Origin of the sequence: Chitinophaga sp. (assembly GCF_035538455.1) — a bacterium.
In the GTDB taxonomy this organism is placed as follows: domain Bacteria; phylum Bacteroidota; class Bacteroidia; order Chitinophagales; family Chitinophagaceae; genus Chitinophaga.
This window is the reverse complement of the sequence record NZ_DATLKJ010000042.1, coordinates 56,285-82,024: the sequence shown is the minus strand read 5'-3', so window position 1 is coordinate 82,024 and position 25,740 is coordinate 56,285. Positions and strand designations below refer to the sequence as shown.

General features: G+C 46.1%; 31 protein-coding genes. 23 read left to right on the top strand and 8 right to left on the bottom strand.

Going from position 1 to position 25,740, the window contains the following annotated elements; translation table 11 throughout:
* Positions 1-239 precede the first annotated feature (239 nt).
* On the bottom strand, positions 240-1,472 hold the full coding sequence (locus VM802_RS05220; protein ID WP_325528706.1) for an amidohydrolase family protein: 1,233 nt from the start codon (positions 1,470-1,472) through the stop codon (positions 240-242).
* A 697-nt stretch (positions 1,473-2,169) separates the two neighbouring features.
* Between VM802_RS05220 and VM802_RS05215 the strand changes: the two genes are divergently transcribed.
* On the top strand, positions 2,170-2,784 hold the full coding sequence (locus tag VM802_RS05215; RefSeq protein ID WP_325528704.1) for an inclusion body family protein: 615 nt from the start codon (positions 2,170-2,172) through the stop codon (positions 2,782-2,784).
* A gap of 83 nt (positions 2,785-2,867) precedes the next feature.
* On the opposite strand, the gene VM802_RS05210 is transcribed toward VM802_RS05215, so the two are convergent.
* Complete coding sequence (locus VM802_RS05210; protein WP_325528702.1) at positions 2,868-3,182, bottom strand: hypothetical protein; 315 nt, start codon at positions 3,180-3,182, stop codon at positions 2,868-2,870.
* A 122-nt stretch (positions 3,183-3,304) separates the two neighbouring features.
* Here VM802_RS05210 and VM802_RS05205 point away from each other — a divergent pair, with 122 nt between their 5' ends.
* Together VM802_RS05205 and VM802_RS05200 are read left to right on the top strand one after the other, a co-directional pair.
* Positions 3,305-3,787, top strand: coding sequence for a DinB family protein (locus VM802_RS05205; protein ID WP_325528700.1), 483 nt, complete (start codon positions 3,305-3,307; stop codon positions 3,785-3,787).
* Between the two features lie 121 nt (positions 3,788-3,908).
* Positions 3,909-4,076: a class I lanthipeptide gene (locus VM802_RS05200; protein WP_325528698.1), complete on the top strand. Its 168-nt coding sequence runs from the start codon at positions 3,909-3,911 to the stop codon at positions 4,074-4,076.
* Between the two features lie 71 nt (positions 4,077-4,147).
* Here VM802_RS05200 and VM802_RS05195 read toward each other — a convergent pair whose 3' ends face one another.
* From VM802_RS05195 to VM802_RS05185, 3 genes are all read right to left on the bottom strand, one after another.
* Entirely contained in the window at positions 4,148-5,773 is a 1,626-nt protein-coding gene (locus VM802_RS05195; RefSeq protein ID WP_325528696.1) for a serine hydrolase domain-containing protein, read from the bottom strand.
* A 152-nt stretch (positions 5,774-5,925) separates the two neighbouring features.
* Positions 5,926-6,693, bottom strand: coding sequence for a M12 family metallopeptidase (locus tag VM802_RS05190; protein WP_325528695.1), 768 nt, complete (start codon positions 6,691-6,693; stop codon positions 5,926-5,928).
* Positions 6,694-7,204: 511 nt separating this feature from the next.
* A complete protein-coding gene (locus VM802_RS05185; RefSeq protein WP_325528694.1) occupies positions 7,205-7,957 on the bottom strand; it encodes an AAA family ATPase in 753 nt (250 codons plus the stop codon).
* Between the two features lie 268 nt (positions 7,958-8,225).
* Between VM802_RS05185 and VM802_RS05180 the strand changes: the two genes are divergently transcribed.
* From VM802_RS05180 to VM802_RS05155, 6 genes are all read left to right on the top strand, one after another.
* A complete protein-coding gene (locus tag VM802_RS05180) occupies positions 8,226-8,585 on the top strand; it encodes a DUF4180 domain-containing protein (protein WP_325528692.1) in 360 nt (119 codons plus the stop codon).
* 75 nt (positions 8,586-8,660) lie between these two features.
* On the top strand, positions 8,661-9,179 hold the full coding sequence (locus tag VM802_RS05175) for a GNAT family N-acetyltransferase (protein WP_325528690.1): 519 nt from the start codon (positions 8,661-8,663) through the stop codon (positions 9,177-9,179).
* A gap of 200 nt (positions 9,180-9,379) precedes the next feature.
* Positions 9,380-10,582 carry an acyltransferase family protein gene (locus VM802_RS05170; protein ID WP_325528688.1) on the top strand — a complete coding sequence of 401 codons (1,203 nt, stop codon included), beginning with the start codon at positions 9,380-9,382 and terminating at the stop codon, positions 10,580-10,582.
* Between the two features lie 111 nt (positions 10,583-10,693).
* The gene (locus VM802_RS05165; RefSeq protein ID WP_325528686.1) at positions 10,694-11,293 is read left to right on the top strand and encodes a TetR/AcrR family transcriptional regulator; all 600 of its coding nucleotides are present in this window, start codon (positions 10,694-10,696) and stop codon (positions 11,291-11,293) included.
* Positions 11,290-11,646: a GIY-YIG nuclease family protein gene (locus tag VM802_RS05160; RefSeq protein WP_325528684.1), complete on the top strand. Its 357-nt coding sequence runs from the start codon at positions 11,290-11,292 to the stop codon at positions 11,644-11,646. The genes VM802_RS05165 and VM802_RS05160 overlap by 4 nt, the downstream gene beginning before the upstream one ends.
* A gap of 37 nt (positions 11,647-11,683) precedes the next feature.
* A complete protein-coding gene (locus VM802_RS05155; RefSeq protein ID WP_325528682.1) occupies positions 11,684-12,337 on the top strand; it encodes an NAD-dependent epimerase/dehydratase family protein in 654 nt (217 codons plus the stop codon).
* A gap of 21 nt (positions 12,338-12,358) precedes the next feature.
* Here the strand turns inward: VM802_RS05155 and VM802_RS05150 are convergent, their stop codons facing one another.
* Positions 12,359-13,117 carry a class I SAM-dependent methyltransferase gene (locus tag VM802_RS05150; RefSeq protein WP_325528680.1) on the bottom strand — a complete coding sequence of 253 codons (759 nt, stop codon included), beginning with the start codon at positions 13,115-13,117 and terminating at the stop codon, positions 12,359-12,361.
* Positions 13,118-13,551: 434 nt separating this feature from the next.
* On the opposite strand from VM802_RS05150, the gene VM802_RS05145 reads away from it, so the two are divergent.
* Positions 13,552-14,541 carry a hypothetical protein gene (locus VM802_RS05145; RefSeq protein ID WP_325528678.1) on the top strand — a complete coding sequence of 330 codons (990 nt, stop codon included), beginning with the start codon at positions 13,552-13,554 and terminating at the stop codon, positions 14,539-14,541.
* Positions 14,519-15,208: a TauD/TfdA family dioxygenase gene (locus tag VM802_RS05140; RefSeq protein ID WP_325528676.1), complete on the top strand. Its 690-nt coding sequence runs from the start codon at positions 14,519-14,521 to the stop codon at positions 15,206-15,208. Before VM802_RS05145 ends, VM802_RS05140 begins: the two co-directional genes overlap by 23 nt.
* 66 nt (positions 15,209-15,274) lie before the next feature.
* On the opposite strand, the gene VM802_RS05135 is transcribed toward VM802_RS05140, so the two are convergent.
* A complete protein-coding gene (locus tag VM802_RS05135) occupies positions 15,275-16,252 on the bottom strand; it encodes a GlxA family transcriptional regulator (protein WP_325528674.1) in 978 nt (325 codons plus the stop codon).
* A gap of 122 nt (positions 16,253-16,374) precedes the next feature.
* On the opposite strand from VM802_RS05135, the gene VM802_RS05130 reads away from it, so the two are divergent.
* The 10 genes from VM802_RS05130 (at position 16,375) to VM802_RS05085 (ending at position 22,724) form a co-directional block, all read left to right on the top strand.
* The gene (locus VM802_RS05130) at positions 16,375-16,806 is read left to right on the top strand and encodes a VOC family protein (protein WP_325528672.1); all 432 of its coding nucleotides are present in this window, start codon (positions 16,375-16,377) and stop codon (positions 16,804-16,806) included.
* 2 nt (positions 16,807-16,808) lie between these two features.
* Positions 16,809-17,027 carry a DUF4287 domain-containing protein gene (locus tag VM802_RS05125; protein ID WP_325528670.1) on the top strand — a complete coding sequence of 73 codons (219 nt, stop codon included), beginning with the start codon at positions 16,809-16,811 and terminating at the stop codon, positions 17,025-17,027.
* Positions 17,028-17,158: 131 nt separating this feature from the next.
* Positions 17,159-18,007 carry an alpha/beta fold hydrolase gene (locus VM802_RS05120; protein ID WP_325528668.1) on the top strand — a complete coding sequence of 283 codons (849 nt, stop codon included), beginning with the start codon at positions 17,159-17,161 and terminating at the stop codon, positions 18,005-18,007.
* Positions 18,007-18,483: an RNA polymerase sigma factor gene (locus VM802_RS05115; RefSeq protein WP_325528666.1), complete on the top strand. Its 477-nt coding sequence runs from the start codon at positions 18,007-18,009 to the stop codon at positions 18,481-18,483. Before VM802_RS05120 ends, VM802_RS05115 begins: the two co-directional genes overlap by 1 nt.
* Positions 18,467-19,057, top strand: a complete 591-nt coding sequence (locus VM802_RS05110) for a hypothetical protein (protein ID WP_325528664.1) — start codon at positions 18,467-18,469, stop codon at positions 19,055-19,057. The genes VM802_RS05115 and VM802_RS05110 overlap by 17 nt, the downstream gene beginning before the upstream one ends.
* Before the next feature lie 225 nt (positions 19,058-19,282).
* Positions 19,283-19,987: a hypothetical protein gene (locus tag VM802_RS05105; protein ID WP_325528662.1), complete on the top strand. Its 705-nt coding sequence runs from the start codon at positions 19,283-19,285 to the stop codon at positions 19,985-19,987.
* Between the two features lie 40 nt (positions 19,988-20,027).
* Positions 20,028-20,822: a hypothetical protein gene (locus VM802_RS05100; protein WP_325528660.1), complete on the top strand. Its 795-nt coding sequence runs from the start codon at positions 20,028-20,030 to the stop codon at positions 20,820-20,822.
* Positions 20,823-20,951: 129 nt separating this feature from the next.
* Positions 20,952-21,236, top strand: coding sequence for an RNA polymerase sigma factor (locus VM802_RS05095; RefSeq protein ID WP_325528658.1), 285 nt, complete (start codon positions 20,952-20,954; stop codon positions 21,234-21,236).
* Between the two features lie 4 nt (positions 21,237-21,240).
* Entirely contained in the window at positions 21,241-21,561 is a 321-nt protein-coding gene (locus tag VM802_RS05090) for a hypothetical protein (RefSeq protein WP_325528656.1), read from the top strand.
* 182 nt (positions 21,562-21,743) lie between these two features.
* The gene (locus VM802_RS05085) at positions 21,744-22,724 is read left to right on the top strand and encodes a helix-turn-helix domain-containing protein (protein WP_325528654.1); all 981 of its coding nucleotides are present in this window, start codon (positions 21,744-21,746) and stop codon (positions 22,722-22,724) included.
* A gap of 331 nt (positions 22,725-23,055) precedes the next feature.
* On the opposite strand, the gene VM802_RS05080 is transcribed toward VM802_RS05085, so the two are convergent.
* Positions 23,056-23,808 carry a hypothetical protein gene (locus tag VM802_RS05080; RefSeq protein WP_325528652.1) on the bottom strand — a complete coding sequence of 251 codons (753 nt, stop codon included), beginning with the start codon at positions 23,806-23,808 and terminating at the stop codon, positions 23,056-23,058.
* 231 nt (positions 23,809-24,039) lie between these two features.
* Between VM802_RS05080 and VM802_RS05075 the strand changes: the two genes are divergently transcribed.
* Positions 24,040-25,005: a hypothetical protein gene (locus tag VM802_RS05075; RefSeq protein WP_325528650.1), complete on the top strand. Its 966-nt coding sequence runs from the start codon at positions 24,040-24,042 to the stop codon at positions 25,003-25,005.
* A gap of 10 nt (positions 25,006-25,015) precedes the next feature.
* The gene (locus tag VM802_RS05070) at positions 25,016-25,735 is read left to right on the top strand and encodes a hypothetical protein (protein WP_325528648.1); all 720 of its coding nucleotides are present in this window, start codon (positions 25,016-25,018) and stop codon (positions 25,733-25,735) included.
* The last annotated feature ends 5 nt before the right edge of the window (positions 25,736-25,740 follow it).

Sequence of the window (25,740 nt, the reverse complement as noted above, 5' to 3'; positions counted from 1 at the left end):
TAATAGAACGATAATGGTATAAACGGTTTTACAGATACAATCGTGGAAATGTATTCTCATGCTACAATATCACTGTTCACTTCAATAAGTTAATGAAAACAATAAAGGGTAAGGTTCACTGTTACCGGGTATCTATATTACAGATTCAATATGTATTACTAAAGATAATGAAATTGGAGTAAAATAAAAATGCGTGCACAACAAATATATTGCTGTGCACGCATCTGAATAAAAGCGTTTTATTGCGCGCTGTTATAAGTGATTTTCCCGTTGCGGATTGTGTAGGCTACATCAGCAAAATGCCTGATGTCTGTATGGGGATCTGCTTTCAGTAGCACGATGTCGGCATCCATGCCGGTGGCGATGCGGCCACTGTGTTGGGCCATACCGAAGCGCTTTGCCGGTGCTGTGGTCAGGGCGGTAAGTATCTGGTTAAAGTTCATGCCTGCCTGGGAGAGGAATGCAAATTCACCTGAGGTGGAATAATCTGTGACATAGCCGACATCGGTGCCGAAGAGAATTTCGCCGCCTTCTTTGAGATAGATGCTGAGTTGCTGCAAGGCGGTTGCCATCAGCGGGTTGTCATCCACGTTTACTTTGTTGCGCTCCAGCTCCCATTTGAAAAGCTTGAGCGTAGGAATTACAGCCATTTTGTGGCGTTTCATTTCCGCTACGTCTTTTTTAGTCCAGGGAAGATAGCCATCCGGCGCTACGTGCGTCAATATATCCACGCCACCAGTCATAGCTATACGTAAGCCGGTATCGCTGGTGGGGTGGGCAAATACAGGCTTGTTTAATTTATGTGCAGTGGTGGTGGCTGCTTTCAGTACATCCAGTGGCATGGGTACAATGCCATGCCCATCGGGAGAGGCAGACCATACCTTGATGCCATCTGCACCGGCCTGTAACTGTTTGGTCACAAAGGCTGCAGCCTCAGCAGGTACGCCTATTTCCGTGAGCATCACGGGGCGCACATAGAACGGGCTTCCATGTGGTGGTACGAAAGGTGTTCCTACAGCAAGGATAGCAGGACCCCTTACTTCGCCGGATGCAACACGCGCCCGCAATGCATTCAGGTTGGGAAAGTCAAGCGTGGCCAGGTCAAATACATGCGTAAAGCCATATTTGTTGATCATCTCGTCCATATGCTTACTGAGTTCTTCTGCCGGAGTGGTATCAGCATGGAACCATTGAGGTCCCATGAAATGTACGTGACAGTTCCAGAAGCCGGCCATTAGTATCAGCCCTTTGCAATCTATTACCTTTGCCCGGGCCGGTACTTTTACCTGCTTTACATCACCTGCGGCGGTGATCTTTCCATTGTGGATCACAACAACGCCCTGTTCTATGGGGGACGTTCCCGGAGAGGTGTATATGCGGGCGCCCACAAGTGCCAGATCCTGACCGGCGGGTGTTTGCGCATAAAATGTAAGTGGCAGTAACAGGAGTAAAGCCAGCAGTAGTTTTTTCATTTGAAGAAGATTGAATAACATAAGGGGATAAGATCATTGAGGTGTTTACGAAACTGAAGATAGTTATTAAAGTCAGTACTGTATGACCGTTCATCGAAATGTTTTCAGGCCGTGATATATCCCCCGGGGAAAGTACCCTGCAATTGGTATGCGCTTCTTTGTACTTTTACATCAATACGCAAGAATTGCAGAGAGTTATTTACATGCATTGTAAGAAGGACGGTAACAGGATATAAAGTAGCATTGCCATGCAGCATTTGTATTTGCAGAGAAAAATTAGCCGGAACAAAAACTACTTCATCGCTGTTATCTATACGCCTTAAGTTTCTATCAGTATCAGCTTAATCGATCGTTTTATTTATTCACTCAAAATAACCATAACTCCAGAACGCGATTGCCTTCCTAAGGCAACAGCGTATGACCGGTACACCAATTAAACATACAAGAAAACTCATGCTTTGGCAGACAGCCGCCCGCAATGCCTATTGGGTAATAGGAAACCTTTGTGCGTATGGCCGTCATCCTTGAACCCTTAAGGAATTTACGGCGGGAATATCCTGCTGAATGGCTCCTCTATTCTTCAGACTGGCTCATGGTCTGACCTATAACTTCACCATCTTTTTTCCAATAAACTTCTTAAATGGCGGATACCGAAAAGCCATAACAGAGTAGGTGTAATTTTTAAAAACTATATGCTATGACCACGAGTGTTAAAACAACAACCTCAAACGACCCACAGGTACTAAAAAATGTAAACCAGGTTATCGATGTGCTGGTGCTTATTGACACCGACAAACTGAAAGAGTATTATAACAGTAGCACCCCGCAAAAGAAGCCCAGTCAGGATCCCAAGTCTCCAACAGACATCGATCACAGCTTTGAATTTATGTATTGCGCAGGAAGCCGCCAACCTGTACAGAAACAAGGAACCGCTGACCTGGAATTTTATGCCATTCCAGGTGATATTGTGCGTTTCCATGGAATGTCCATGTATGCTAACTCGCAGGATTCTGTTATTGTGTATGATATTACACCCAACAGTTCTGCCAGATTATTCAACCATTTTGACCAGATAGAAGTGAAGATAAAAGGAGCTGCTGCTCCACAGATAGATGATGAAGGCCCGGGCAATTACCATGGACTTCCTGCACAGAGAGTGGTGGGTGATTTCTATGCTTATAGCACAACTGTTAAAGAGGGGGGTGACGAAGCCTACAAGATTACGTTTGCGCTCTATGAACTTGATAAAAACGGTGAAAACCAACTGCCGTTTGGCTATTTCAGATGGGATCCGACCATCCATGTAAGCTGAGGGTAACCACTTCGGTGTGCATTTTAATTAACAAGGCTGGCCGGGAACATAAAGTTCCTGACCAGCCTCTCTTTATATGCTGCTTAGTGCCTTATGTTGGCATCGTGTTTTTGTTCGTATATCGCGCGGCTGTCACGGTTTTCCTCGCGTCTTAATTCCTGTCTTTCCTGGTGTGTAACTACGCCGTCTGATTTAGCCAGTCTTTTATCTTGTTGCAGCTTTGTTTCCCTGTTTTCGAGACGCGCTGTTTCGCGGGCAGTCAACTGACCGGATTTCACACCATTGGCGATGCGTTGCTGTTGGCGCTGTTGTCTTTCGTGGATAACAGGAGTCCGTGTCTGTGCTGCTGCAGACAGTGTGGCAGCAATCAGTGCTGAGAATAAGATGACTTGCTTCATGTCTTTTTGTTTTTATAATCTGTAGACTGGAGATAAGGGCCAATGGTTTAATGCTGAAAAATCTGTTGCAGGATTTAACAGGATTTTAGATATTGTGTAACAGATATTCAATGTATTGACCTATGAATACTTCAACCAAACAGATCGCAAAACACTTCAGAGATGTGCACACCGGTGGTAACTGGACCAGCGTAAACCTGAAAGACACCCTGGTTGACATCACCTGGAAAGAGGCCACCACAAAGGTGTATGACCTCAATACCATTGCAGTGCTGGTGTTTCATATTAACTACTACGTAAGTGCTATCCTGAAAGTGATGCACGGAAGTCCGCTTGATGCACACGATAAATACAGCTTCGATCTTGCGCCGCTTTCTTTTGAAGAAGAGTGGCAGGCACTGGTGAACAAAACCATGACAGAAGCCGCACAACTTGCAGCAATGATCGAAGAACTGGATGATACACAGCTGCAGAACGATTTTGCAGATCCCAAATACGGCAACTATTACCGGAATCTGCTTGGGGTAACGGAACATACCCATTATCATCTCGGACAGATTTCCCTGATCAAAAAAATCGTCCGTCAGACAGGTACTGACCGATAAGAAAATCCCTGTTTTATGGGATGAATTGCAATTGATTTTGTAGTACCTTTCTATTGATAACTGTCGCTCCCTACCCCGAAGTGCCAGTACTTATTTTAACCATTCTATAATTCGAAGCACGATGATTAAGAAATCTGTTCCACAGAAACTTGTTCTGAACAAGAAGCCAATTGCCAGTCTGAGCAATGAACAGCCTGGTGTTATCAGAAGAAAGATGACTGATCCACTGACAGAAAATCCTTGTGATCCTGTTTCCAGCTTTTTCTTCTGCACGCGCAAATTCTGCTGAGGTTTGTAGTGATCTTGTTCCTTACAGCATTTAAATGCCTGCGTTATGCGCAGGCATTGTTATTTGAAAGATCATCGTTCCATATTATAGAGTGTAATACCCCAGTTGTAATTGTCCGGTGGCAAAGCATCCCAGCTGTTGTAGGCATGTGCCCGGTCTGATTTGTATTTTAGTGTGTACGTACCTGGGAGTAGGGAGATAACTGCCTGCACCCGTTGGTTTTTTATGGCGCCTCCTGCGTGAACCGCCGGTTGCCGCTGCATTTCCCAGACCACCTTCCCACGGTCGTCTTCAATCCATCCATAATCACACCACGAACTGAAATCGCCGGAACAGTTTTCTCCCGTGCCTATGATTTTTATCCGGGTGGTCTTGTTGAGTGTGAAGCGCCTGGAAATTTCCTGGTTAACGCCGGCATGTATGATCGCCGTGATAACAGGTGTGGTGGGGAGTGGAACAGCTTTGAAATTCAGATCTGCATATAGCTGATAGCATGCTGCTGTTTTCGTGCTATCTCCTTTGAATTGCAAAATAGTGGCTGCTGTTATTATTTTCCTGTTGATCAGCGCCAGGTCTTCAGGAGAAGTACGGGGACTGATTTCTTTCTCTATGTCTGTGACTGTCCTGTCAGGGTAATAAGTTGCTGCTGTGGTATCGTTATCGATAAAATACTCCCAGAACAACTGCGCAACCGGCGATAGTAGCAGATCTCCTTCACCCAGGGGGAAAGGCTGACTGAGGTTAATGCTATTGGTAAGCACGGCCAGTGTCAGTTTTCTGCCAGGGATCTTAACGAACAATCCCGATTCAGCCTGTGTCTGACCATAATGCCAGTAGCATTTCAATCCTTTGTATTCCTGGATAAACCATCCGAGACCATAAGGAGTAGTACTGCCATTCTTTGTTCTGTTAGGTGTAAACATCTGTGTGAGGGAATGGACGCTTAGTAACTGTTGTTTGTCAAGGGCAGCAGCGTATTTAAGCAAATCCGTAACATCGGAGACCAGGCCGCCGGAAGTGCTGAACTCATCGAGGTAGTCTGTTTCTCTGATATGGCCATATGCATCTGATTCATAGGGTTTGGCCAGGTGGGTTGATGCATTTTCAAAGAAGGGGGCTGCTGCATTTTGTTGACGGATATATCCGAAGTACTTATACAGGGAAATACCCGGCGCAGTGGAGGTCATGCCCAGCGGCAATATGATTCTTTCCATCAGCAGCTGATAGAAAGGAGCGCCTGCCGCCTGGCGGATTATTTTATCCAGAAAACTGAACCGGTACCCGTTGTATTGAAAGCCGCTGCCTGGTTCGCCTTCGGAAGTATGTGTCAGTATATGCCTAACTGTTATATGCGGGTTGCCAAGGTCAATGCCGTAGTCAGACACAGGGGCGTCAAGGTTCAGTTTCCCTTCTTCGGCAAGCTGCAGGATGATGGTGGCTGCAAAGGTTTTGGTAATGGAAGCAACCCGGAAAGTGGTGGTGGGGGTAGCGCTGATATGAAGCTGAGTATCTGCGAACCCCAGTCCGGCGGCCAGTAGTACCGTAGTGTCCTGCATGACAGCTACCGTCATTGCCGGGATTTTTAAATCGCTTCTGATGGAATCCAGTACCTCGAGGAAAAGGGCGTTTCTGCTTCGGGTCTGGGCGTCTGCGGAGGTAACCAGGAGGCCACAGATGAGAATAAGTATGGGTTTCATCTTTGTGCATTTATTTAAAGTAACGTTGGCACCGGTAAGGTTGCTTCAACACATTGCTGAAGTTAATCAGGAAAAAGCAAAGATGATGTACTGAAAAAACAGAGGCCCCGCACATGCAGGGCCTCTGTCAGGGTGTATGTAATGGTTAGTTATTAGGGATAAACACTTGCGATGAATGATTTGTCAGTGGCGGACAATACGGTGTTCCATCCTACAGAAAAGCCATTGGTTGTAAAACTTGGGTCAATAGGATACTGCATGATGGAAGCAGGGTCATACTGACTGTATTGAGTGACTGTCTTGCTGTATTTATAGAACACGTTGTAATCCACATCAGCTTTGCTCCATCCGAACTGGGCATAGTAGTTGTATACAACGGGTTTGTTCCAGCTGATGTTGGCTACAGGACTGGATTGCTCGTGAGCAAGACCTATTGCATGACCAAATTCGTGTGTAACGGTTCTTGAAAACTCTGTATCATCGGTGTTGCTGTCGAACCAGCCGAAGTGGATGGACTCTGCATTTCCGGGAGCGTAAGTGAGTGCATCTTTTCCAAGATAGGACCAGGAGCTCTGGTCGTTGCTGAAGTTCACTTTAAGGTCAGCGGGCTGATTGTCAGCAACAAACGTAAAAGTGATGTTGGCGTAGCTCTCCCATACTTTGGCGTAGGTGATTACTTTGCCTCTGAGGAAACTGCTGCCATTCAGGAACTTAACCTTAATGTTTTTCCCGTTGGCCCAGAGTGTTGATTTCACCGCCACGCCTTCAGTAGTGACGTTGCCTGGTGAGCCTTTGTCGATACACGCATGGGCTTTCGGTGAGTTGATGGCAGAGGGTTCTGATGTGTCGGCAGATTTCTTGCAGCTGGAGATCAATGCCGCTGCAATAAGCGCGAAGCAGGTCAGGTTTTTCTTGTTCATAGAAAATTGATTTTGGGTGATGGTTGAATAATAATGATTGAATAATAAGTGCTCAGATTACAATAAATCGCTTCCGGTAAACTGTAGTCCAGTTACCAGTGGCGGTTCTCGTCATTTGCGTAGTGTTCGTTGCTGTAAATAGTGATTCGTATTTGCGCTCAGTTCAGATGCTCTCGGGTTACAATCAGGTCTCAACACTAATTTAGTCCGTTTTCAATAAAATAAAAAATATTTCGGAGAATAGTTTACGGGTATGTTTATGCAATCTGGCAGCGCTAATATGACAGTGGCTTGTGTAAATGGATGTCAGGTCTGAAAAATGTACTTTCAGGAAGTTTTTTCCAGATCAGGTATTTTTCTTAGATTGATAATATGAAAAGTATACCGCTTATGGGTATACGATGTTTAAGAAAGGTCCATGTTTGATTTCCCCCGATTAAACCATTCGGATCTGTATCACAGGAATCGCAAACCACGCCGGCCGGCGTGGTTTGTTGCTGTAGGCTTAAGTTCAGGCTTCTCCCAGTAATATCTTCACCATGCCTTTGTAGTTGTTGATGAACTGGTGGGATACCCTGTAGTTTTCTGTTTCAGTATAATTTCTCTTACTGATGCCATCTGTTGTCATTTCGTAAATAACCGCATCGGGATAAGCCATTACGATCGGGGAGTGTGTGGCGATAATAAATTGTGAGTCCTGCTGTATCAGCTCATGCATCCTGGTGAGCATAGACATCTGGCGCATAGGGGAGAGTGCCGCCTCCGGCTCATCCAGTATATACAGTCCGTTGCCGGAGAAGCGATGCATGAATAGCGCCCAGAAAGATTCCCCATGCGACTGTTCATGCAGTGACACACCGCCGTAGCTATCAATCACTGGTGCGCCACCACCACCTTCAGCGTCCAGCTGCTCAATATTGGTGGCGATGTTGAAAAAACTCTCACTTCTCAGGAAGAAGCCATCCTTATGCCGCACCGGCGCCCTGGCTATATTGATGTATTGATGTAATGCAGAGTGGGAGGCCCGTGTAGAAAAATTGAAATTCCTGGTACCCCCTTCAGGATTAAATCCTGCCGCAACGGCAATAGCTTCTATCAGTGTGGATTTGCCCATACCGTTCTCTCCAGACAGATAAGTTACTTTTGGATGCAGTTTCAGGGATGATAATTTTTTCAAGGCCGGGATATTGAACGGATACCGGTCTGCGGTGGTGATTTTTTCCCTGTTATAGATAACTTCTGTCAATCCTCTTTTCGTAAGCACTTTGCGCTGATGTTTTGTGGTTATTTATAAAATATTATGCTTCCTCTGCGGCGGTGCGCCACTTCGTACGCCTCCCGCTTAAAAGCTTTGGCACACATTTGACCCACTACTCCGGAATCAATAATACCAATTTTTCATAAAAGTCTGCTTTGATTGATTGCAGGATAGCTTTTGAGGTAGTAAAGGTAATGTTTCACCCCGGCTCCGCCAGCCTGAGATATACCACAGATGGTAGATTTGTGTTACATTTGAGCGATAAAGATAATTTATGACGATTGTAACACACCAGGCAGGTAATAAGAGGATCGCAGAGATAATTTCGGAAACCATACTGATGAATAATGCGGAGGAAGCCCTTCAGCTCATAGTTGACCTTACTTACCAGGATTACGACCTGATTATCATCCATGAAAAGAATATTACACCGGAATTCTTCGATCTGAAAACCGGTATTGCTGGTGAGATCCTGCAGAAATTTTCCAACTACAGGGCCCATCTTACCATCGTTGGCGAATTCACGAAGTACCCGGGAAAAAGTATCCGCGACTTTATTTATGAAAGCAATAAAGGCCGGCACATCAATTTCCTGGAATCGCTGGATGTTGCGCTGGAAAGGGCGGCCAGGTAGGCTGCCCCACGTGGATGCTAAAAACTATATGACATTATATAACCTTGAACACCGGATAACGGTTACAGACAATCGATGATATACACAGAAAGATTATTCCTGCGGACGCCACTTATGCAGGATGTAAACGAATACTTCAGGATATATGGCGCTTATGAAACCAATCTCTATAATCCTTTCGGGCCGGTGCCGGATATGGATACGGCGGAAAGTGACTTGCAAAAGAGGATAGACCATTGGGACGCACATCATTTTGGCGTGTGGGTAATCGCAACGAAAGAGGCGCCTGATCATATTATTGGTTTCGGCGGGCTGTCCTACAAAATGTATGGAGACACGCAAAGAATAAATCTCGGATACCGGTTTGAGCAGCAGGCCTGGGGAAAGGGCTTTGCTACCGAACTGGCGGTAGCGTCAATTGACTACGGCCTGTATACATTGAAGCTGCCGGAGATCCACGCAATCGTGAGACCAGCGAATGCCGCTTCCATAAAGGTGCTTGCCAAGAGTGGTATGATCCTGAGCGGTACATTGGATGATGTACCCGGACAGGAACCAAGCCTGGTCTATCAGATAACCCCCGGAAATAAATAATTTCAAAAGACTGAACCAATATATACTTTCTGCTGTTTTTACAGGGAATGTTGGATAATAACCTATAGTGAAAATCCCCTAGCTGCCATACATGAATACCCTGGTGGCGTAATTTCTGCCATTATATTCAGTCATGTGAAGAGTCATTACAGCAGACGTAATGCCTGCTGATATGGAAACCCATACCCTAAATATTTCTCATGAACCCTACATTGCAGAAACCGAAGCATTTCTTCACCCTGGACATTGTGCGGGGTATTGGAGCCCTTATTGTGGTGATACACCACTGGCAGCATTTCTATTATACGGGTAATAAACTGCCGATACCATTTGACTGGGGGCAATTGCCGTTTTATTCGTTGCTGTCATTCGTCTACATCAATGGTTACCTGGCAGTCGATATTTTTTTCACGATGTCGGGATTTATCTTCTTCTGGCTATATGCTGACAGAGTGGCTTCCAGGAAGGTTTCCGGCGGTGTGTTTTTCTTTACGCGATTCTCCCGGCTGTACCCGATGCACATACTATCACTGGTGTTGGTAATAGTACTTCAGTATAGGGTGCTGAAGACAACCGGAGAATATTTTATCTACACAAACAACGATATACAGCATCTGTTGCTTAATATATTCCTGATCAACAGCTGGGGATTTGAGAAAGGCCCTTCTTTTAATGGACCAGTGTGGACCGTGTCTGTGGAAGTGATGATGTATATTATTTTCTTTTGCCTGTGTTATTGGAAGCGTAACCGTAGCTGGCTGGTACTCACGTTGCTGATAGTAGCGGGTTTTGTGATACAGCCTGTTAACTCCATGATAGGGCGTGGGATGTCAGAGTTTTTCATTGGTGGAATTGTATATTATATATACCGGTATATTATTTCGAGAGAAGATTACAGGAAGATGTTCAGACGGGTGGTGATGCTTACCTGCCTGTCGGCGGTATTGGTAGTGGTCGGTTTCAAGCTGGGACCGTTGTTATTGTCGCGTATGAATATGACAGTACAGACATCTCAGGGAGCAGGGAAATCCATTTCGTATATATTGACGAATATGTTTGCGCGCATTTTCGCGGGGCCGCTGCTCGTGCTCTCGCTTGTGTTGTATGACACTATCTACAAGAGGGACAGCCACCGGTTACACGCATTTGGCAACAGTTCCTATGCATGTTACCTGCTTCATTTTCCCTTGCAGCTGATGTTCCTTGTGGTGGCTGATGCGCTGGGGTACAGCCGGGAGGTATTCCGTTCTCCAGTTATGTTGATCCTCTTTCTGGTGATTATTTGCCCGCTGAGCATAGCCGCCTATTATTACTTTGAGCTGCCGGCACAGCAAACGCTGCGAAACTGGCTGTTGCGCAAAGGCAAATATACCAAGCCCGTTCCGGTGGATAACCCTGTCTGATATACTGCGGCAACTAAGGGAAGTTACTGACAGGCGCGAACTATCGCGCCTGTTTTTATTTTCAGTGTAATAGTATTTCAGATTTTGAACAGTGTTCAATATATTTGCAGCATGTTAAGTAAAAAGGAGATACAGGAACAACGAGTGAGAGGGTACTTTATAGAAGCCACCAAAGAGCTGTTGAAAAGCGAAGGACTGAAAAGCGTCAGCGTAAGGAACATTGCAGATAAGGCAGGCTATTCCTTTGCTACGCTGTATAATTACTTCAAAGATGCAAAAGACCTGGTATTTCTTTGCGTGAAGGATTTTCGGGAAGAATGCAGTGCATACACTGCCAGTAAAAGCCATAGCGCTGTTGCCGGCAGCCGGCGACTGAAGGCCATCATATCAGCTTACATGGAATACTTCATCCAGTACCCCGGGGTATTTGATCTCTTCTTCAATGAGAAGCTGTCTGAAATAGACAGGCAGGGCAATACCGGTGGGTTAGTCACCTCACTACTGGAAGAACTCTGTGAAGCTGAATGGCAGCACTGCATCAACAAGAAGTTGTTCTCCGCCAGGGAGGTGGCACAAAAAAGGGCTGCGCTGCTATATGGCACCACCGGCCTGCTGACGTTGTATCTCAACAGATGCTATCCCGGCAGCTATGAGGCATTTACAAAACAGGCCGGGCATTTTATAGATCAACAACTGAAACAATCATCATGAGCTCAAAGAAGGAACTGAAGCAGGTATACAGAGAGATGCAATTCAGGAAAGGTGTATACCAGTTGCGGAATACCCGCAATAATAAAATATTCATTGGCAGCAGTATGGACCTGGACAGGGCCTGGAACTCGTTGCGGGTACGGCTGATGGGCGGCTCCTTTGCCAACGAAGAATTGCAGCACGACTGGCAGGTCCAGAACGGGGAGGATTTCGTATATGAAATAGTGGAGGTGCTCAAAGAGAATAATGATCCGCAGGCAGATCCCAAACAGGAGATCAAAACCCTGGAGAAACTTGTAATGATGCAACTGGAGCCTTATGGCGATAAAGGATATCATCAGCGCCGCAATTGATAGCGCGGAGCTGTTATAAAACTGGTTTATTATGGCAATGAAAGTTATTATAACCGGCGCCACCGGTATGGTGGGAGAAGGCGTATTGCTGGAATGCCTGCAACAGCCCGACGTAGCAGAAGTGCTGCTAGTGGGCCGCCGTCACTACGATCTGGCGCATCCCAAACTGAAAGAGCTGATCATGCTCGATTTTTTGCACGCGGCGCAGTTCCGCGATCTGCTACAGGAATATGACGCCTGCTTCTTCTGCGCTGGCATCAGTTCTGTAGGCATGGATGAAGCAACGTATAGTCGTGCTACCTACGATGTCACCATACAGTTTGCAAAAGTGCTGGCAGAGGTTAATCCCGGCATGGTATTCAGTTATGTATCCGGACGTAGTACAGATAGTACAGAGAAAGGCCGGATTATGTGGGCGCGTGTAAAGGGAAAAACAGAAAATGACCTGATGAAGCTGCCTTTCAAAAGTGTGTATTGCTTCCGGCCTGCTTTAATGAAGCCGTTGCCGGAGCAAAAGAATGTAAAGTCTTTATATAAGGTATTCAACCCGCTGTATCCATTGTTCCGCGCAATAGGCTGGGGGTGCACATTGCGTGAAGTAGGGCAGGCCATGATGAATACCGTGCGTACCGGGTATCCCAAACATGTACTGGAAGTGAAGGATATATTGGCACTGGCTGCTGGCGCCTAGCTTCTGACTGCTAACCTCCTTTCAACAATGCGCCCTGGCTGCGTATAACGTTGTTGTATACCCGAAGTTGACCTGCCCGTTTTCTTCGTAGTGGTTAAAAATCTCGGTTAGCTCGTGCAGCATAGGCTGGGAGCAGGGATCCTGTTCAGCAGGCACAAAGGAAATTGATAACAGGCGGCCCTTCAGCTCTTCGTAATCCAGGCGGTGAATACTGGGGAAAGTAACCTTTTCAAATTTACAGGGGCTAAAGAATGCGGTGTTCTTATCTTCCGAAGCCATGTCTCTGGCGGCTTCCTGGTAGCCGGTTCCATACTTTTTCAGCAGGCTTTCGTATGCCTGGGCAAATGGGGAGCTGAGTTCGCGGATATTCCACATCAGCAGTATCCATGCGTCCGGTGTGGCGATACGCCTGAATTCGGCTTTCGCTTCCTGCTGTGAGAACCAGTGAAAGGATTGTGCTGCGAAGATGATGTCTATACTACTGTCTTTCAGTCCGGTATTTTCTGCTGTACCTTTTATACCATGAAAGTTTGGATAATGGTTCAACAACGTGATGGATTTTGCTCTCATCGCATCATTGGGCTCTATACCGTAAACGGTATGCCCGTTTTCCAGGAATAAGGCAGAAGAGATACCAGTACCGGAACCAATATCCGCCACGATCATATCGGAATGCAGGTGTACCTGTTCTTTCAGATACGCTAATGCTTCGGCAGGATAGCCGGGCCGGTAGCGGGCGTAGTTGTCTGCCCGGTCGGTGAATCTGGTTGTACTGTTCATGGTGCGCTGTAGTTGCGGTATGATAATGATACGTTTAAATTAACGTTATTTGCGCAAAATCATCCGACGGGAAATCTTTCTCCTTCAGAATAATTTACTAGATAAGAGACTGAATAAGACAATACAGATCAACATCTGTTACCAACAAAAAAAATATCTGCTAAAATACCCGCTGTTACCTGTTTTGCCGATGGTCAGAGAATCAGATAACATAGAATTAATCCGTAAGAAAAAACTATCTCCCGTTTTTTTCATTATATTCAGATAACTGTTGCTTGAATTAACCTGGTCCGAAAAATGATATTGTTAACAGCACGCTATTAGCCGACTGAAAAGAATTTCCGTTTAAAAAAACAACAGCCGAACCCGTTTGTGTGCCACCCGTGAACCCGATAGTTATACCTGTTTTTACTTAATCCTAAAATTGAATTTTTATGGAGCAATTGCTGAATTATGACGATAGCAAAGCACTCGCTTTTCAAAGACCCTCGCTTAAATCTGTTGATGAGAAAACACTTGCCGAGATGCCCGTCTATAATATATTATGCGGGAAACAGGCAGGATTACCTTTTGATTATCTCATGACAGACATCTACTCCGGTTGCCTGCCCATTAAAAGCATTTGCTATGGTAATTGCTCTGCGGCAGAATACTGGATTAACAAAGGGCATAATTTCGGGATGCGCCGCATCAATAATTTTGATGAAGCATTATTCCGGGAATCTATCAGTAACCTACCGGTAAACCAGCGCTGGCTCAGGCAGGGATGGGTGTCTGATTGCTCGTTGTCAAAGAAATCATGGGATCTGCTGGCCGTCACCTCGGATATCCTGATGGAACATAATATCAGGCTGGTTATTATCACAAAAGTATTTACCAAACCTTCTGCGGAAGTGATGCAGACACTGGCGAAGAACAAGGCTGAATTTCGTGTATCCATTTCCGCTATAGACTCCAGGCATGAAATTGAGAGGAGGTTTGAATCCCTGGAGGCATATCGGGAGGCGGGGGGCATGGCTGTACCCTACCTGATGTCTTTCAAATTTGCAGATGATCCGCTTAAAACTAATCAGGAGCTGATTGTAAGCAAGATCGTGGAGGATGACTATATTGCGGCAGAGCATCCGCTGCGGCTCAGTAACGACAATACCGGGCTCGAGAGCGCAGAAACAGACCGTTATTATCATCCCAAATTTGCTGATCAGGCCTGGTTTGGCCGGCTGTATGCGCAGACAGGCAATTTCCTGTTGCCTCCGCCTACCTTTCTGCCGGCAGAATATACTTTTCATTTCCTGCGCTACACTGATCTGCTCAGATCAGGTGCTTCATATAGCTTTAATAATCTGCCTACCTACCAGGATCTGCTTGAAAAAAATTTGATTCACAAAAATACTTTCGATCATGCAAACTATGACGTTAAATAAGGATATGTCTACCTTTGAAGCCACAGAAGCCGATATCCTGAACGATATTACCGGTCCGCTCGAAACGCAGGGATACACTGCTGCCAACATCGGTGATATCCCATCCAAAACGCTGTTGTCCATTGCCTATTTCTTCGGTGAAGTAATTCCTATCGGAAGAGGAAATGACCACATTACGGAGATCCGTACCAGCGCTGAAGTGGGTACCAGGGACGTTCCTTTGCACAACGACAAATCCTACTGGAGAATACCGCCGCGCTACCTGATCCTGTATTGCCGGCAAGCTAGTGGGTTTGAAAATAACCATATGCATGTATCTGATATTCACTCCGCTTTTCTGCAACTCACGGAAGCACAGCGCACCGAACTGTCTGACCGTGTGCTGGACATCCATCATCCCTCCAACCGCAGCAGCGGCACGCTGAAAGGCAAACTGGTGAATCATCTCAACGAAGAAGTGTTTTACCGCTTTCGCTCAGATACCATTGAAAGAGACTGGGAGGCCTTCAATACCTGGGACAACCTGGTGATCAACAACCTGGTGGAAGTACCCTTCAATCCGGGTACCCTGCTGATCATGGACAACTGGAAGTTTGCACATGGCAGAAGGCTCACGGCCGTAGAAAATAGCTATTCAAGAATGATAGACAGGGTGCTGATTATGTAGTATGTGAAGCATCCGGTTTTGTTTCATAGTCAACGCAAAGGCTGTATTCCCGCAGCCTTTGCGTTTTTATGCCAGCATATGCCCGGCGTACTTGTTTTTATATTCCACCGGCGTCATACCTGTAATGCGCCTGAATACGCTGCGGAAGCTCTGGGTGTCTGTATAGCCCACGTTGAGCATGACTTCCTGTATTGACTTCCTCCCTGTTTCCAGTTGCTTTTTGGCGCCCTCCACTTTCACACGTTGCACATATTCAGCAACGGTGTTGCGTGTGGCTTTCTTAAAGCGCCGCTCAAAGGTTCTGCGGCTCATGTTGAAATGGTCTGCCAGTTCCTCTACAACAAGCTTGTCTTTATAGTGTTTCTCTATGTATTGCTGTGCATCTTTGATGATATCATCGTTGTGCTCTTTCAGTCCGTGGAATACGATGAACGGCGACTGAATGTTTTTGTCCAGGTCAATCACGAAGTATTTGGCGGTATATATAGCCAGCTCTCTGCCTGCGTATTTTTCCACGAGATGCAGCAGCAGGTTCCAGTAGGCGTTGCCACCGCCGCTGGAATACAGGCCATGTTGGTCAGTGATCATCCGTTCGTCTACTACGTCAATGGAAGGATAGAAATATTTCAGTTCATTGGCGTGGTTCCAGTGGGTGGTACATTGCCGGCCTTTCAGCAGACCGCTGAAAGCCAGCAGGAAAACGCCTGAGCCAAGACAGGCTATTTCTGCGCCTTCCTTGTATTGCCCGGAAGCCCAGATACAATATTCCCTGTTCAGCATCACGGTGGTGGTCATGTCGCCGCTGAGCGCCGGGATGATGATGAGATTGGCATCGTCTACAGCATTGAGTTGCACGTCCGGCTTTATACGGAATGCGTCGCCGTTGTACTTCACTTCTCCTGTAATGCCTGCCAGCCGGATGTTGAACAGCGGTTCTTTGTTCCTTTCTTTCAGGAAGGCATTTACCATAGAGAATACATGCTGGCAATCTGCAATAGAGGCTACCAGGGCATTTCTGACCGTGAGTATATATAGGTTAATCATAGCCATAAAGGTAAATGGAATTGATGACGCAAATACCAACCAAAGGTTGCCGTATTTGCCACACATAGGGATGGATTTCTGTCATTACCTTTGCGATATCACCATTCGTAAAACGTACAACTATGCGTGCAATTACCACCTACTTTAATTTTATGGGCAATACCGAAGAAGCGATGAACTTTTATAAATCCGTATTTGGCGGAGAGTTCACTTCATTCGTTCGTTTCGGTGACGGCCCCGGAAGCGAGAACATGCCAGCGCATGAGCGCAACAAAATCATGAATATCATACTTACCACCAAAAGCGGTGCAGTATTGATGGCTACCGATTTCCTGGAGTCAATGGAGCAACAGGCGCAGCTGGGAAATAACGTGCATCTCGTAATTCATACTGATTCAGAAGAAGAAGTAGATCAGCTTTTTAACGCGCTTTCCGCAGGAGGGAAGGTAGAGATGCCGGTGAATAAAACTTTCTGGGGCGCTTACTTCGGCATGTGTGAAGACCGCTTTGGTATCAAATGGATGCTTAATTACGATTACCCTAAAAACAATTAACGATGTCATTTCAGGCTTATCTCGACAATATTCAGAAGAAAACGGGCAAAACCCCGGAAGACTTCAAAAAGCTGGCCGCGCAGAAGGGGCTGGCAGATAAAGGGGCACTGATGCCTGGCGTAAAGGCGGCACAGATAGTGGCTTGGTTGAAAGAGGACTATGAACTGGGCCACGGTCATGCGATGGCTGTCTATGCGTTACTGACGGGGAAGAGGGAGTAAGCTGAACCTTATCCCCTGTATCATTTTTAAAGAGAGGTTTTGCAGTTGAAAAAAAAATTGGGAACGAGTGTAACATTTCAATTACATCCGTATCTAAAAGACAAAATCAACAAAAAGTAAAACCTTATAAGATGAAAAAGATTACCTTATTTGCCGCGCTGATTATTATATCTGTTATCACTTTCGCAGGCAGCAGCAAAGCTGCTGCCTATCCTTTTGATGTAAAGATCACCGGCAAAGGGAAAAATGCCATTATCTTTATCCCTGGTTTCGCCTGCTCCGGTGATGTATGGAATGAAACCCGTACTGTCTATGAGAAGAATTATAAATGCTACACACTCACTATGGCCGGATTTGCCGGTACGCCCGCACAACCCGGCGCCTCTTTCAATAACTGGGAAAAAGGTATTGCTGATTATATTAAGGAGCAGAAAATTGAAAGGGCGATTCTTATCGGACACAGTATGGGTGGCGGCCTTGCACTGGCGCTGGCGGCAGATTATCCGGAACTGTTCTCCAAAATTGTGGTGGTGGATGCATTGCCCTGCCTGGTTGCCATGAGAAATCCGAATTTTAAATCGAAGGAAAAGAACGATTGCAGCCCGATGGTGAACCAGTTCCTCACTGTGAGCGATGCACAGTTCCTCCAGATGCAACAGATGAGTATGCCCGGCCTGTGTGCCGATACAGCCAGAGTACCCGGTATTATCAACTGGACCGTTAAAAGTGACCGTAAAACATTCGCAGAAATGTATTGCGACTTTTCCAATACTGATTTGAGAGAAAAAATTGCTAATATTAAATGTCCAAGCCTGATATTACTGGAAGCCAATTTCGCCATTTTCAAGCCAAAGATCGAAGCACAGTACGGAAACCTGAAGGGGGCCTCCATACAGTATGCTACTAAAGGTTTACACTTTATTATGTACGATGACACCGACTGGTATAATCAGCAACTCGCAACCTATATAAAACCTTAATGGACTTTAAAGAGATATATGTAGCATACTGGCAAAAAGTATTTCGTTTATGCATGGGCTTTGTGAACGACGGCGAATGGGCAAGAGACATAGCACAGGACAGTTTTGTTCAGATCTGGGAAGCACTACCCGGATTCAGGAATGAGTCTTCGATCGGCACCTGGATCTTCCGTATCGCCACCAACCAATGTCTGCGACAGATGGAACGAGCCAGACGATTGCCGAAATCGGAACTGATGACAGACATACCGGAAACTGCCGGTACGGATATTGAGACACAGACAGCGTTTTTGTACAAATGCATCGCAGCGCTGCCGGAAACAGACCGCATCATCATTTCCCTGGAACTAGAAAATGTAAAGCAGGCGGAGATTGCCAGTATCGTCGGTATTTCTGAAACCAATGTAAGGGTGAAGATCCACCGGATTAAAGAAAAATTAACCGCGAAATTTTCAAAGCATGAAGAACGAATTTGATCTGAAAGCATTGTGGGGCCGTCAACAAGCCGTCATGCCTGAGATGACGCAAACATTAAGCCGGGCACGTGCGGTAAAGCAGGAGGTAAAAAGGAAAACCATCCTCCTCCTGATCCTGCTCATTGCAACCATATTGTACGTAATTTATATCTGGTGGGCTTCAGGCATGAAGCTCACCACTACCAAAGCCGGTATCAGCCTGGCTATCCTGGCAATTGTTATCCTGGTAGTAAATCAACTGAAGCTGGTGTTTTTCATCCGTCACAACTGTGCACTGGCCAACAGGGAGTACCTTCACCATCTTATCGGGATCAGGAAAAAACAGGAGTATACTTCACGGACCGTTATGTCTGTATACTTCCTGTTGCTGAGTGCAGGCATTGGCTTGTATATGTATGAACCATTGCAGCATATGTCTGGCCTCAAAGTGGGACTGGTTTACCTGGTTGTCTTCGCATTTTTCGTATATATGTGGCTGTTTGTAAGACCGAAAAGAATGAAACAACAACAGCGGGAACTGAACCAGGTAATCGGGCAACTGGAGAAATACCAATCCCAGCTTCAGGATTCATAACGGGAGAATACTCGACAATTATACCCACTGCACTTTTCAATCTGTATACCCTATTATTCAGGCATGTACTGCCGGCGTTGAAAAAAAATAAGACAATGTCCGGCAGGATTGTTATTATCGTATCCCGGTTACCTATGAACTGTTGTAGATGATATTTTTTCTGTTGTAGCATAACTATGATTGTACCCGGAAGACAGCCAGCTTTATACTTTAATCCAGTCTTATATGAAGAAGTGTATCCTTATACTGCTGATGAGCATTACCGTGCATGGTCTTTATGCCCAGCAGCCTGCCCGGAAAGTGCCTGATAACGGGTATTCCCGCTTCCGTTTTGCTATAAATGGCGGTTATAGTTATCGTCTTGCCAAGATCTCGCCAGACCTTAACTCAGAAGCCAGGAACTATTTTAAAAAACTGAAATCCGGTTTCAATGTAAGCGCCGACGTATTGTACTATTTTAATGAATCATTAGGTGCCGGTATCAAGTACAGTCGCTTCCAGACATCAAAAAGCGATGTGCTTCTTGTGGACGTTCCCAACAGCGGACGTATGCGCACGACCGTGGGGGACAATATGGCATTCAATTTCTTTGCCGCCACTTTCGCTACACGCTTCTATAATAAGAAGCAGACTAATTTCTTTTACGCCAATTTATCACTGGGGTATCTGAATTATTATGACGACGGCTGGGTGCATATTCAAAAGGCAAAGCTCACTGGTGGTACTGTGGGATTCGGCTGGGACCTGGGATACGATGTACGCATCACCCGCAGACTCTCCGCAGGTGCACAACTGTCGCTGATCTCCGGAAAACTGAGCAGCATCACGCGTGAAGACGGCTATGGAAGAACAAAAGTGCAGCTGGAAGGAGATCAGAAAGAAAGCCTTTCGCACCTGAACATCTCCGCTGGGATCAGGTGGAATCTCTGAAGATATTAGCCTTATACCGTTTTAAATACAAACCATACATATGAAAATGTCGAACACCTTTTATCTGGCTGTCCTCGCAACTTTGTTGACCACTGGTACCGCTATGGCGCAGAACACCTTTCCTGCAACGGGTAATGTGGGTATAGGTACTGCCACGCCAGGCCAGAAGCTGACACTGGATTTCGGCGCCACACGCAATAGCATCAGTATGATAAGTGATGGTGACGCCAATGCTTATTCGGATTTACAGTTTGCCGTGAAAACAGGAACTACCGTGCCAACCGGTAATCCTAATCAGTGGATCATTTCACACCGTAAAGACGCTTACTTTACCGGTGGCGGTACGGCACTGACATCTCTGGAGTTTTATTGCACGCGTGTGGGCGGCGGTTACTATGCACCGCTGGCGTTCAAGGCTAATGGTGATGTGATACTGGCTTCCCCTTACCAGACCTCCAGGAGTGGAAATGTGGGCATCGGTACTACTAATCCCGGTTCTTATAAGCTGGCGGTGGAAGGCACCATTGGCGCCCGCAAAGTGAAAGTGACGCAGGCAGCATGGGCCGATTACGTATTTAGTCCTGATTATAAACTGCCAACACTTGCTGCAGTAGAAGCCTTTATCAAAGCGCATGGCCATCTGCCGGATGTCCCGTCTGCAGCTGAGGTAACGAAAGACGGTCTTGACCTTGCTGAGATTAACAAGCAGCAGATGCAGAAGATTGAAGAACTGACATTGTACCTGATACAGCAGCAGAAAACTATCGAACAGCAACAGCAGCGTATTGATAAAATGGAGAAACAGCTGAACCGCATCACAGGTTCGTCCAAATAAATACTGCCCGAACATATGATATGAAACCCTTACGCGTGGCGTGAGGGTTTTTTGTTGACCGCGTTACCCACTCATCTTTCCCTGTTATTTAAATTCTGACAATTAATATTACATTTATTCCTGTATCAGATGACAGTAGCTGATGGCACGATATTCCGCAGCATAATGAATGAACAGGAATTACTGAAACAATTAGCCTTAGGCAACGAGGAAGCGTTTACCGTTATCTATCTCCAGTATCACGGCGGTATTTACAATTACCTTTTGAAATTCACGAAGAACCCGGCTCTTACAGAAGACCCGGTGCATGATGTATTCCTGAAGATCTGGGAGGTGAGGTCCCGGCCGGATATTACATCAGGGAAATGTTTGCATATCTGTTTTTTAAATTATTTTCGCCAGATACCAGTATAACAGCATGAAGAAACAGTTTTGCATTTTTGTAACGCTAATGACGATGATGGTTGGCGTGCAGGCGCAGGAACGATTGTATTACTTTACGAATCCCGCTGATTCACTGATAGGCGTGAAGAATAAAGCGGGCAAGGTGGTTGTTCCGGCAACGTACAGGGATTTTACTGTGATGGATGATACCGCTGCTATCAATAGCAGTATTATCGTGCTGATGAATCCGGATATGCAGCGCGGGAACCCTGCGCGCAGTTATGGCGATGCGTATAGCCGTGAGGGTAAGTTGCTGTATCATCCATTGTTGTATGATAACGGCTGCTCCCAATAAATTTAATACCAGGAAATACCTTTCCGGTAAATATAAGCAGTAAGGATTCCATATGATATAATTAATTCTACAGGTGACGGAGGATAGGATTTTTAATTGTTGTATTTTAGCAGTGGATCAGTTGTGGAACTGAATTTATTTTATCAGGCACCGGCCCCATTTTATTCCAACCATCATTCACTATGAAATTCACCTTGCCTGCCTGGTTGCAGGAAAATATGACTGTTGAAGTACTTGGTCCGCCGTATGAACAGGCGAGCCTGCTGCCCTTTTTACAGGCAACGCGCATCAGTGGCACATTTGGCTCCATGTTGCTGCAACAGGTCAATAGCCAGGATTATACAATCTATAACCACAACTTCAGGATGAAGCAGACCATAGACCTGGAGGTGGATATTAGTCAGCCTATGATCACCCTGAGCTATGCACTGAGTGGGAATGTACCCTTCCTGCTGCACGGCTTCGGCGACGCTGTATTGACGGAAGGGTGGTACCACATGTATTATATTCCGGAAGGCAATTACTCCGCCTCCATTCCGGAAGGAGAAACGACTATCTTCCAGGTAAACCTCTTTCCGCAGCAGATACAGGGACTCGGCAGGAAATACCCCGCAGTAAAGGATGTCTTGGAGAAAACAGAGAACAGCAGCAGGGAAGGAGTACAACAGCACGCCGCTAAGATCACGCCGCGGGTGAGAGATCTTCTGAACAGCATCTACCTTTGCAGACTGGACGATGCCGAGCGCAGTATATTCATCCAGGCACGGATCAATGATTTGATATTACTATATGCGGAAGAGCTGGGTGGGAAGCAGCGGTATGTGCAGTCGCAGTACCATTTCACCAAAGAGGATCTGCGGGCGCTACATAGCGCCAGCGCAATCCTTGCCAGTAAACTTCACCAGCAGCTATCTCAGCGTGAGCTGGCCCGGGAGGTACATCTACATCCCAGGAAGCTCGCTGCCGGTTTTCGTTTACTCTATGGCGTTAGCATGCAGGAATGGCTGCTGCGGCTGCGAATGGACAGAGCCCGGCGGATGTTGACCGACAGTGATGCGAGGATCGGTGACATTGCTTATGAAGTGGGATATGATACCGTTTCAGGGTTTATCAGGGCTTTCAGGAGCTACACAGGTTATACGCCTGCCGACTACCGTAAATAAAAGATCCGGGTGCTTTCGCATCCGGATCTGGGAAATGTCACCCCTCTATAATGCCTGTTATTTTGTTGGTAACGTTCCCGGAAACCCGGAAGAATCCGGATTATATGCCTGGTGCTATTAGGGACAGCAATATTTTTTCTGTGAAAATAATGATGTATAGCTATCTGTAGTGCGTTATTTGTGACGGAGTGGAAATGGTATCAACATCATACTGCGCCTGGGCAGAGGATGTTAGCCAATAACATATACATTCCGAACAATCCAAAGTTGACGAATTAAGTTGTAGGTGAATGTGCAGAAATGGAGAAAAAATGTGCAGCAAAGTAGATTCTTAATCGCCGCTGCCGCACCCGCTGCAACCAGAGGAGCAACCGCTGCAGCCACTGTGACCATGACCATGTCCGCCGTCTGAACTGCAGGTATTGGAGCAACTGCCACCGGATGAGTCATCCCTGTCGCGATGGTGTTGCCTGAAGTAAATGTTGGGAAACGTGAATAGCAATACAAACATGCCCATCCACAGTATAATGTTGGCATGCAGGAACAGATACAGCCCGATACTCACCATGCCGGTTAATACTGGGACAATGAAGTCTGGTCTGCGTGGTTTACGGATCACCCAATGCGTGCGTTTGTTCACCCGGGTGAAATCGTCGTTGAAACGGGCGTCAGGGTCTTTCCAGATATGCCTGGGCGGTAATTCTTCAAACTTATCCCGGTAAAGTTGCAGGGTCTCGTCATAATAATTGCGGAACTTGTTGCCCTCCACTACGCCACCTTTGGTAGGAGTATGCTGGATAGGCCTGCCCACGATGCCAGCGCATAATTCTGTCCAATAAGAATGGGTATAAGTAAGATGCAGATGCCACGCCTGGTCTACTGCATCTGATGGCGTTACGGGCTGATTGCTCACTACACAGAGGAAAAGGAACTTTTTGTATTCCAGTGTGACGGCTTTTGCAAAGGTAGGTGACCAGTTATTCTCACGGGCCAGCCGATCGGGGAAAGGTAATGCTATGCCTGGATCATCTATCCGGAAGTCCTGTATCCTTGCCCACAGCTTTTGCTCTTCCTGGGTCATCATAACAAACGGTTTTATGGCTACCGTAATATAGCTGAATTTCTTCGCTTATGCATGTTGCTGTTCTTTGATAATAAATCCTTAATAAATGAGTATACCAGCGAGAATGTAACGTTATCTTGTCAGGCTCCTGTACTATTATTCAGTGGAAATGTACCAGATACTGATCACTTTTTTACCAGGAACAGCAGTTATGTTGTATTTTACAGCTATTATTGAAATAACCCGACCCGCATGAAAGGATTCTGGAACTACTTCTGGCTGTTGTACGCCCTCTTCTTTGCCATTCCCTTCCCCATGATTATTTACTACAATACCAGGGAGGAGGGTGGAATCTCGGCGCCCTGGCTGGCATTGTCCTTTCTGGCATTGTCCCTGGTCCTGTGGATCATCGTATTACAGGGATTATTCAGGCAATGGATAGTCAGCACTTTTATTATGAAAAACAATATCCTGCGTCTGATGAAAAAAGGGGTCAGGAAAGATGCCCGTGTGACGGAAAGTGCAGAAATGCCACAAACCCGTACAGATGTTGTACCCATGAAGATAACGGTGTCCCTGCAGAATTTCTCCGGCACCGAGATCCGGGAACAGCTGGAAGTGAATGATTCCAAACCTGCGCTGCACCGCTATGATAAAGGAAAAACCATTCAGCTCAGGATAGACGATCGCCTGAAAGCAGTTCCCTATCTGACACTGGATGATGTGACAATTAGCATCAGGATGACGAGGATGATACTGCTGTGCCTGGCCTGGCTCGCGATTGTGGCCGTGGTGCTCTTCTATTACGGTTATTCTTATGTGCTGGAAAACGATGGAACCGGATGGCGTTTTCTTAAATTCTATCATCCGCTGGTACTTTGTCCCTTGATACTGCTCCTCGGGCGACTGGGATTTGGTAAGCTGTTAGACCTGGTGAGTGGAATCTCCGGAGATGATCAGCTCTCACTCAAATATTATGGGATACGCACAGATGCCTCCATCCTGTCTGCCACGCAAACAGGTACGTATATCAATGAACAGCCACAGGTTAAATTTGAATTGAGTTACCAGGATAATACCGGCATAACCCGCACGGCTACACTAAAAAAAATCATCCCGTTGCTGGAATTGAATACCGCACAGCAGAAAACGGCCGCTATTTTTTACCTTAAAGACAAACCCGGACAAGTGGCCTTCGCCAGCGATGTGGAGGAATAAAAATATAATTATGCGTCTTCAGAATATCCTTATAATAGCATTGATCGCAGGATGCAGCTCCTGCCAGTATTTCCGTGATTCTATCAACGACACGCTGCATGGCACGCCATCGGAAAAAAGTAAAGGGAAAGATGGAGCGGAAGAAGTAGCTGAAAGCTCTTTCTCGATAGATACCTCCTTTACTGTGAGCAGTACTACCGTGATCCGGCATTCGCAGAATGGCGCCACCGTTATCTCGTCTTCCAAAAGCAAACGTAAAGAGGACTTCTTATACAATATAGTTGCACTGCAGGCCGCGAATACTGCGTTGCTTATACTCCCGGCCTATATTGGCAAGCAGATCTATATTTACGATGGTATTCACTTCTATAATGACGGAAGAATATCCGTGAAGTTGCAGCATCCGGAAAATCCGGAGTATGTGGATGAATACAAATTCCGGGACGGCGAGTGGGGGGAGCCAATGCCCGTGCAGTTGTCTGTAAAAGAAGATGTTAAGAAATCACTCGTTCCGCTTGATGAATTGAATTTTGTTTACGTTGCAAACGTATACCGTAACTATACTGCAAAAGCCGCTACTATTGACGGTGCGGCGCCATTGGATCATATCTATGCTGTTGTCCGCGATGGCCGCTTTATATGGTACCCTCGTACCATCAGCGGCAGCAGAATGAAGTATGGCATCAACTTCAATGCAAATGGCAGTATCCGTGATTTTGTCCGGGAATAATGCTA

Excerpts from the sequence above, each read along its gene's own strand:
- VM802_RS05220 (WP_325528706.1), bottom strand. The coding sequence starts at position 1,472 with ATGAAAAAACTACTGCTGGCTTTACTCCTGTTACTGCCACTTACATTT.
- VM802_RS05215 (WP_325528704.1), top strand. The coding sequence starts at position 2,170 with ATGACCACGAGTGTTAAAACAACAACCTCAAACGACCCACAGGTACTA.
- VM802_RS05210 (WP_325528702.1), bottom strand. The coding sequence starts at position 3,182 with ATGAAGCAAGTCATCTTATTCTCAGCACTGATTGCTGCCACACTGTCT.
- VM802_RS05205 (WP_325528700.1), top strand. The coding sequence starts at position 3,305 with ATGAATACTTCAACCAAACAGATCGCAAAACACTTCAGAGATGTGCAC.
- VM802_RS05200 (WP_325528698.1), top strand. The coding sequence starts at position 3,909 with ATGATTAAGAAATCTGTTCCACAGAAACTTGTTCTGAACAAGAAGCCA.
- VM802_RS05195 (WP_325528696.1), bottom strand. The coding sequence starts at position 5,773 with ATGAAACCCATACTTATTCTCATCTGTGGCCTCCTGGTTACCTCCGCA.
- VM802_RS05190 (WP_325528695.1), bottom strand. The coding sequence starts at position 6,693 with ATGAACAAGAAAAACCTGACCTGCTTCGCGCTTATTGCAGCGGCATTG.
- VM802_RS05180 (WP_325528692.1), top strand. The coding sequence starts at position 8,226 with ATGACGATTGTAACACACCAGGCAGGTAATAAGAGGATCGCAGAGATA.
- VM802_RS05175 (WP_325528690.1), top strand. The coding sequence starts at position 8,661 with ATGATATACACAGAAAGATTATTCCTGCGGACGCCACTTATGCAGGAT.
- VM802_RS05170 (WP_325528688.1), top strand. The coding sequence starts at position 9,380 with ATGAACCCTACATTGCAGAAACCGAAGCATTTCTTCACCCTGGACATT.
- VM802_RS05165 (WP_325528686.1), top strand. The coding sequence starts at position 10,694 with ATGTTAAGTAAAAAGGAGATACAGGAACAACGAGTGAGAGGGTACTTT.
- VM802_RS05160 (WP_325528684.1), top strand. The coding sequence starts at position 11,290 with ATGAGCTCAAAGAAGGAACTGAAGCAGGTATACAGAGAGATGCAATTC.
- VM802_RS05155 (WP_325528682.1), top strand. The coding sequence starts at position 11,684 with ATGAAAGTTATTATAACCGGCGCCACCGGTATGGTGGGAGAAGGCGTA.
- VM802_RS05150 (WP_325528680.1), bottom strand. The coding sequence starts at position 13,117 with ATGAACAGTACAACCAGATTCACCGACCGGGCAGACAACTACGCCCGC.
- VM802_RS05145 (WP_325528678.1), top strand. The coding sequence starts at position 13,552 with ATGGAGCAATTGCTGAATTATGACGATAGCAAAGCACTCGCTTTTCAA.
- VM802_RS05140 (WP_325528676.1), top strand. The coding sequence starts at position 14,519 with ATGCAAACTATGACGTTAAATAAGGATATGTCTACCTTTGAAGCCACA.
- VM802_RS05135 (WP_325528674.1), bottom strand. The coding sequence starts at position 16,252 with ATGATTAACCTATATATACTCACGGTCAGAAATGCCCTGGTAGCCTCT.
- VM802_RS05130 (WP_325528672.1), top strand. The coding sequence starts at position 16,375 with ATGCGTGCAATTACCACCTACTTTAATTTTATGGGCAATACCGAAGAA.
- VM802_RS05125 (WP_325528670.1), top strand. The coding sequence starts at position 16,809 with ATGTCATTTCAGGCTTATCTCGACAATATTCAGAAGAAAACGGGCAAA.
- VM802_RS05120 (WP_325528668.1), top strand. The coding sequence starts at position 17,159 with ATGAAAAAGATTACCTTATTTGCCGCGCTGATTATTATATCTGTTATC.
- VM802_RS05115 (WP_325528666.1), top strand. The coding sequence starts at position 18,007 with ATGGACTTTAAAGAGATATATGTAGCATACTGGCAAAAAGTATTTCGT.
- VM802_RS05110 (WP_325528664.1), top strand. The coding sequence starts at position 18,467 with ATGAAGAACGAATTTGATCTGAAAGCATTGTGGGGCCGTCAACAAGCC.
- VM802_RS05105 (WP_325528662.1), top strand. The coding sequence starts at position 19,283 with ATGAAGAAGTGTATCCTTATACTGCTGATGAGCATTACCGTGCATGGT.
- VM802_RS05100 (WP_325528660.1), top strand. The coding sequence starts at position 20,028 with ATGAAAATGTCGAACACCTTTTATCTGGCTGTCCTCGCAACTTTGTTG.
- VM802_RS05095 (WP_325528658.1), top strand. The coding sequence starts at position 20,952 with ATGACAGTAGCTGATGGCACGATATTCCGCAGCATAATGAATGAACAG.
- VM802_RS05090 (WP_325528656.1), top strand. The coding sequence starts at position 21,241 with ATGAAGAAACAGTTTTGCATTTTTGTAACGCTAATGACGATGATGGTT.
- VM802_RS05085 (WP_325528654.1), top strand. The coding sequence starts at position 21,744 with ATGAAATTCACCTTGCCTGCCTGGTTGCAGGAAAATATGACTGTTGAA.
- VM802_RS05080 (WP_325528652.1), bottom strand. The coding sequence starts at position 23,808 with ATGATGACCCAGGAAGAGCAAAAGCTGTGGGCAAGGATACAGGACTTC.
- VM802_RS05075 (WP_325528650.1), top strand. The coding sequence starts at position 24,040 with ATGAAAGGATTCTGGAACTACTTCTGGCTGTTGTACGCCCTCTTCTTT.
- VM802_RS05070 (WP_325528648.1), top strand. The coding sequence starts at position 25,016 with ATGCGTCTTCAGAATATCCTTATAATAGCATTGATCGCAGGATGCAGC.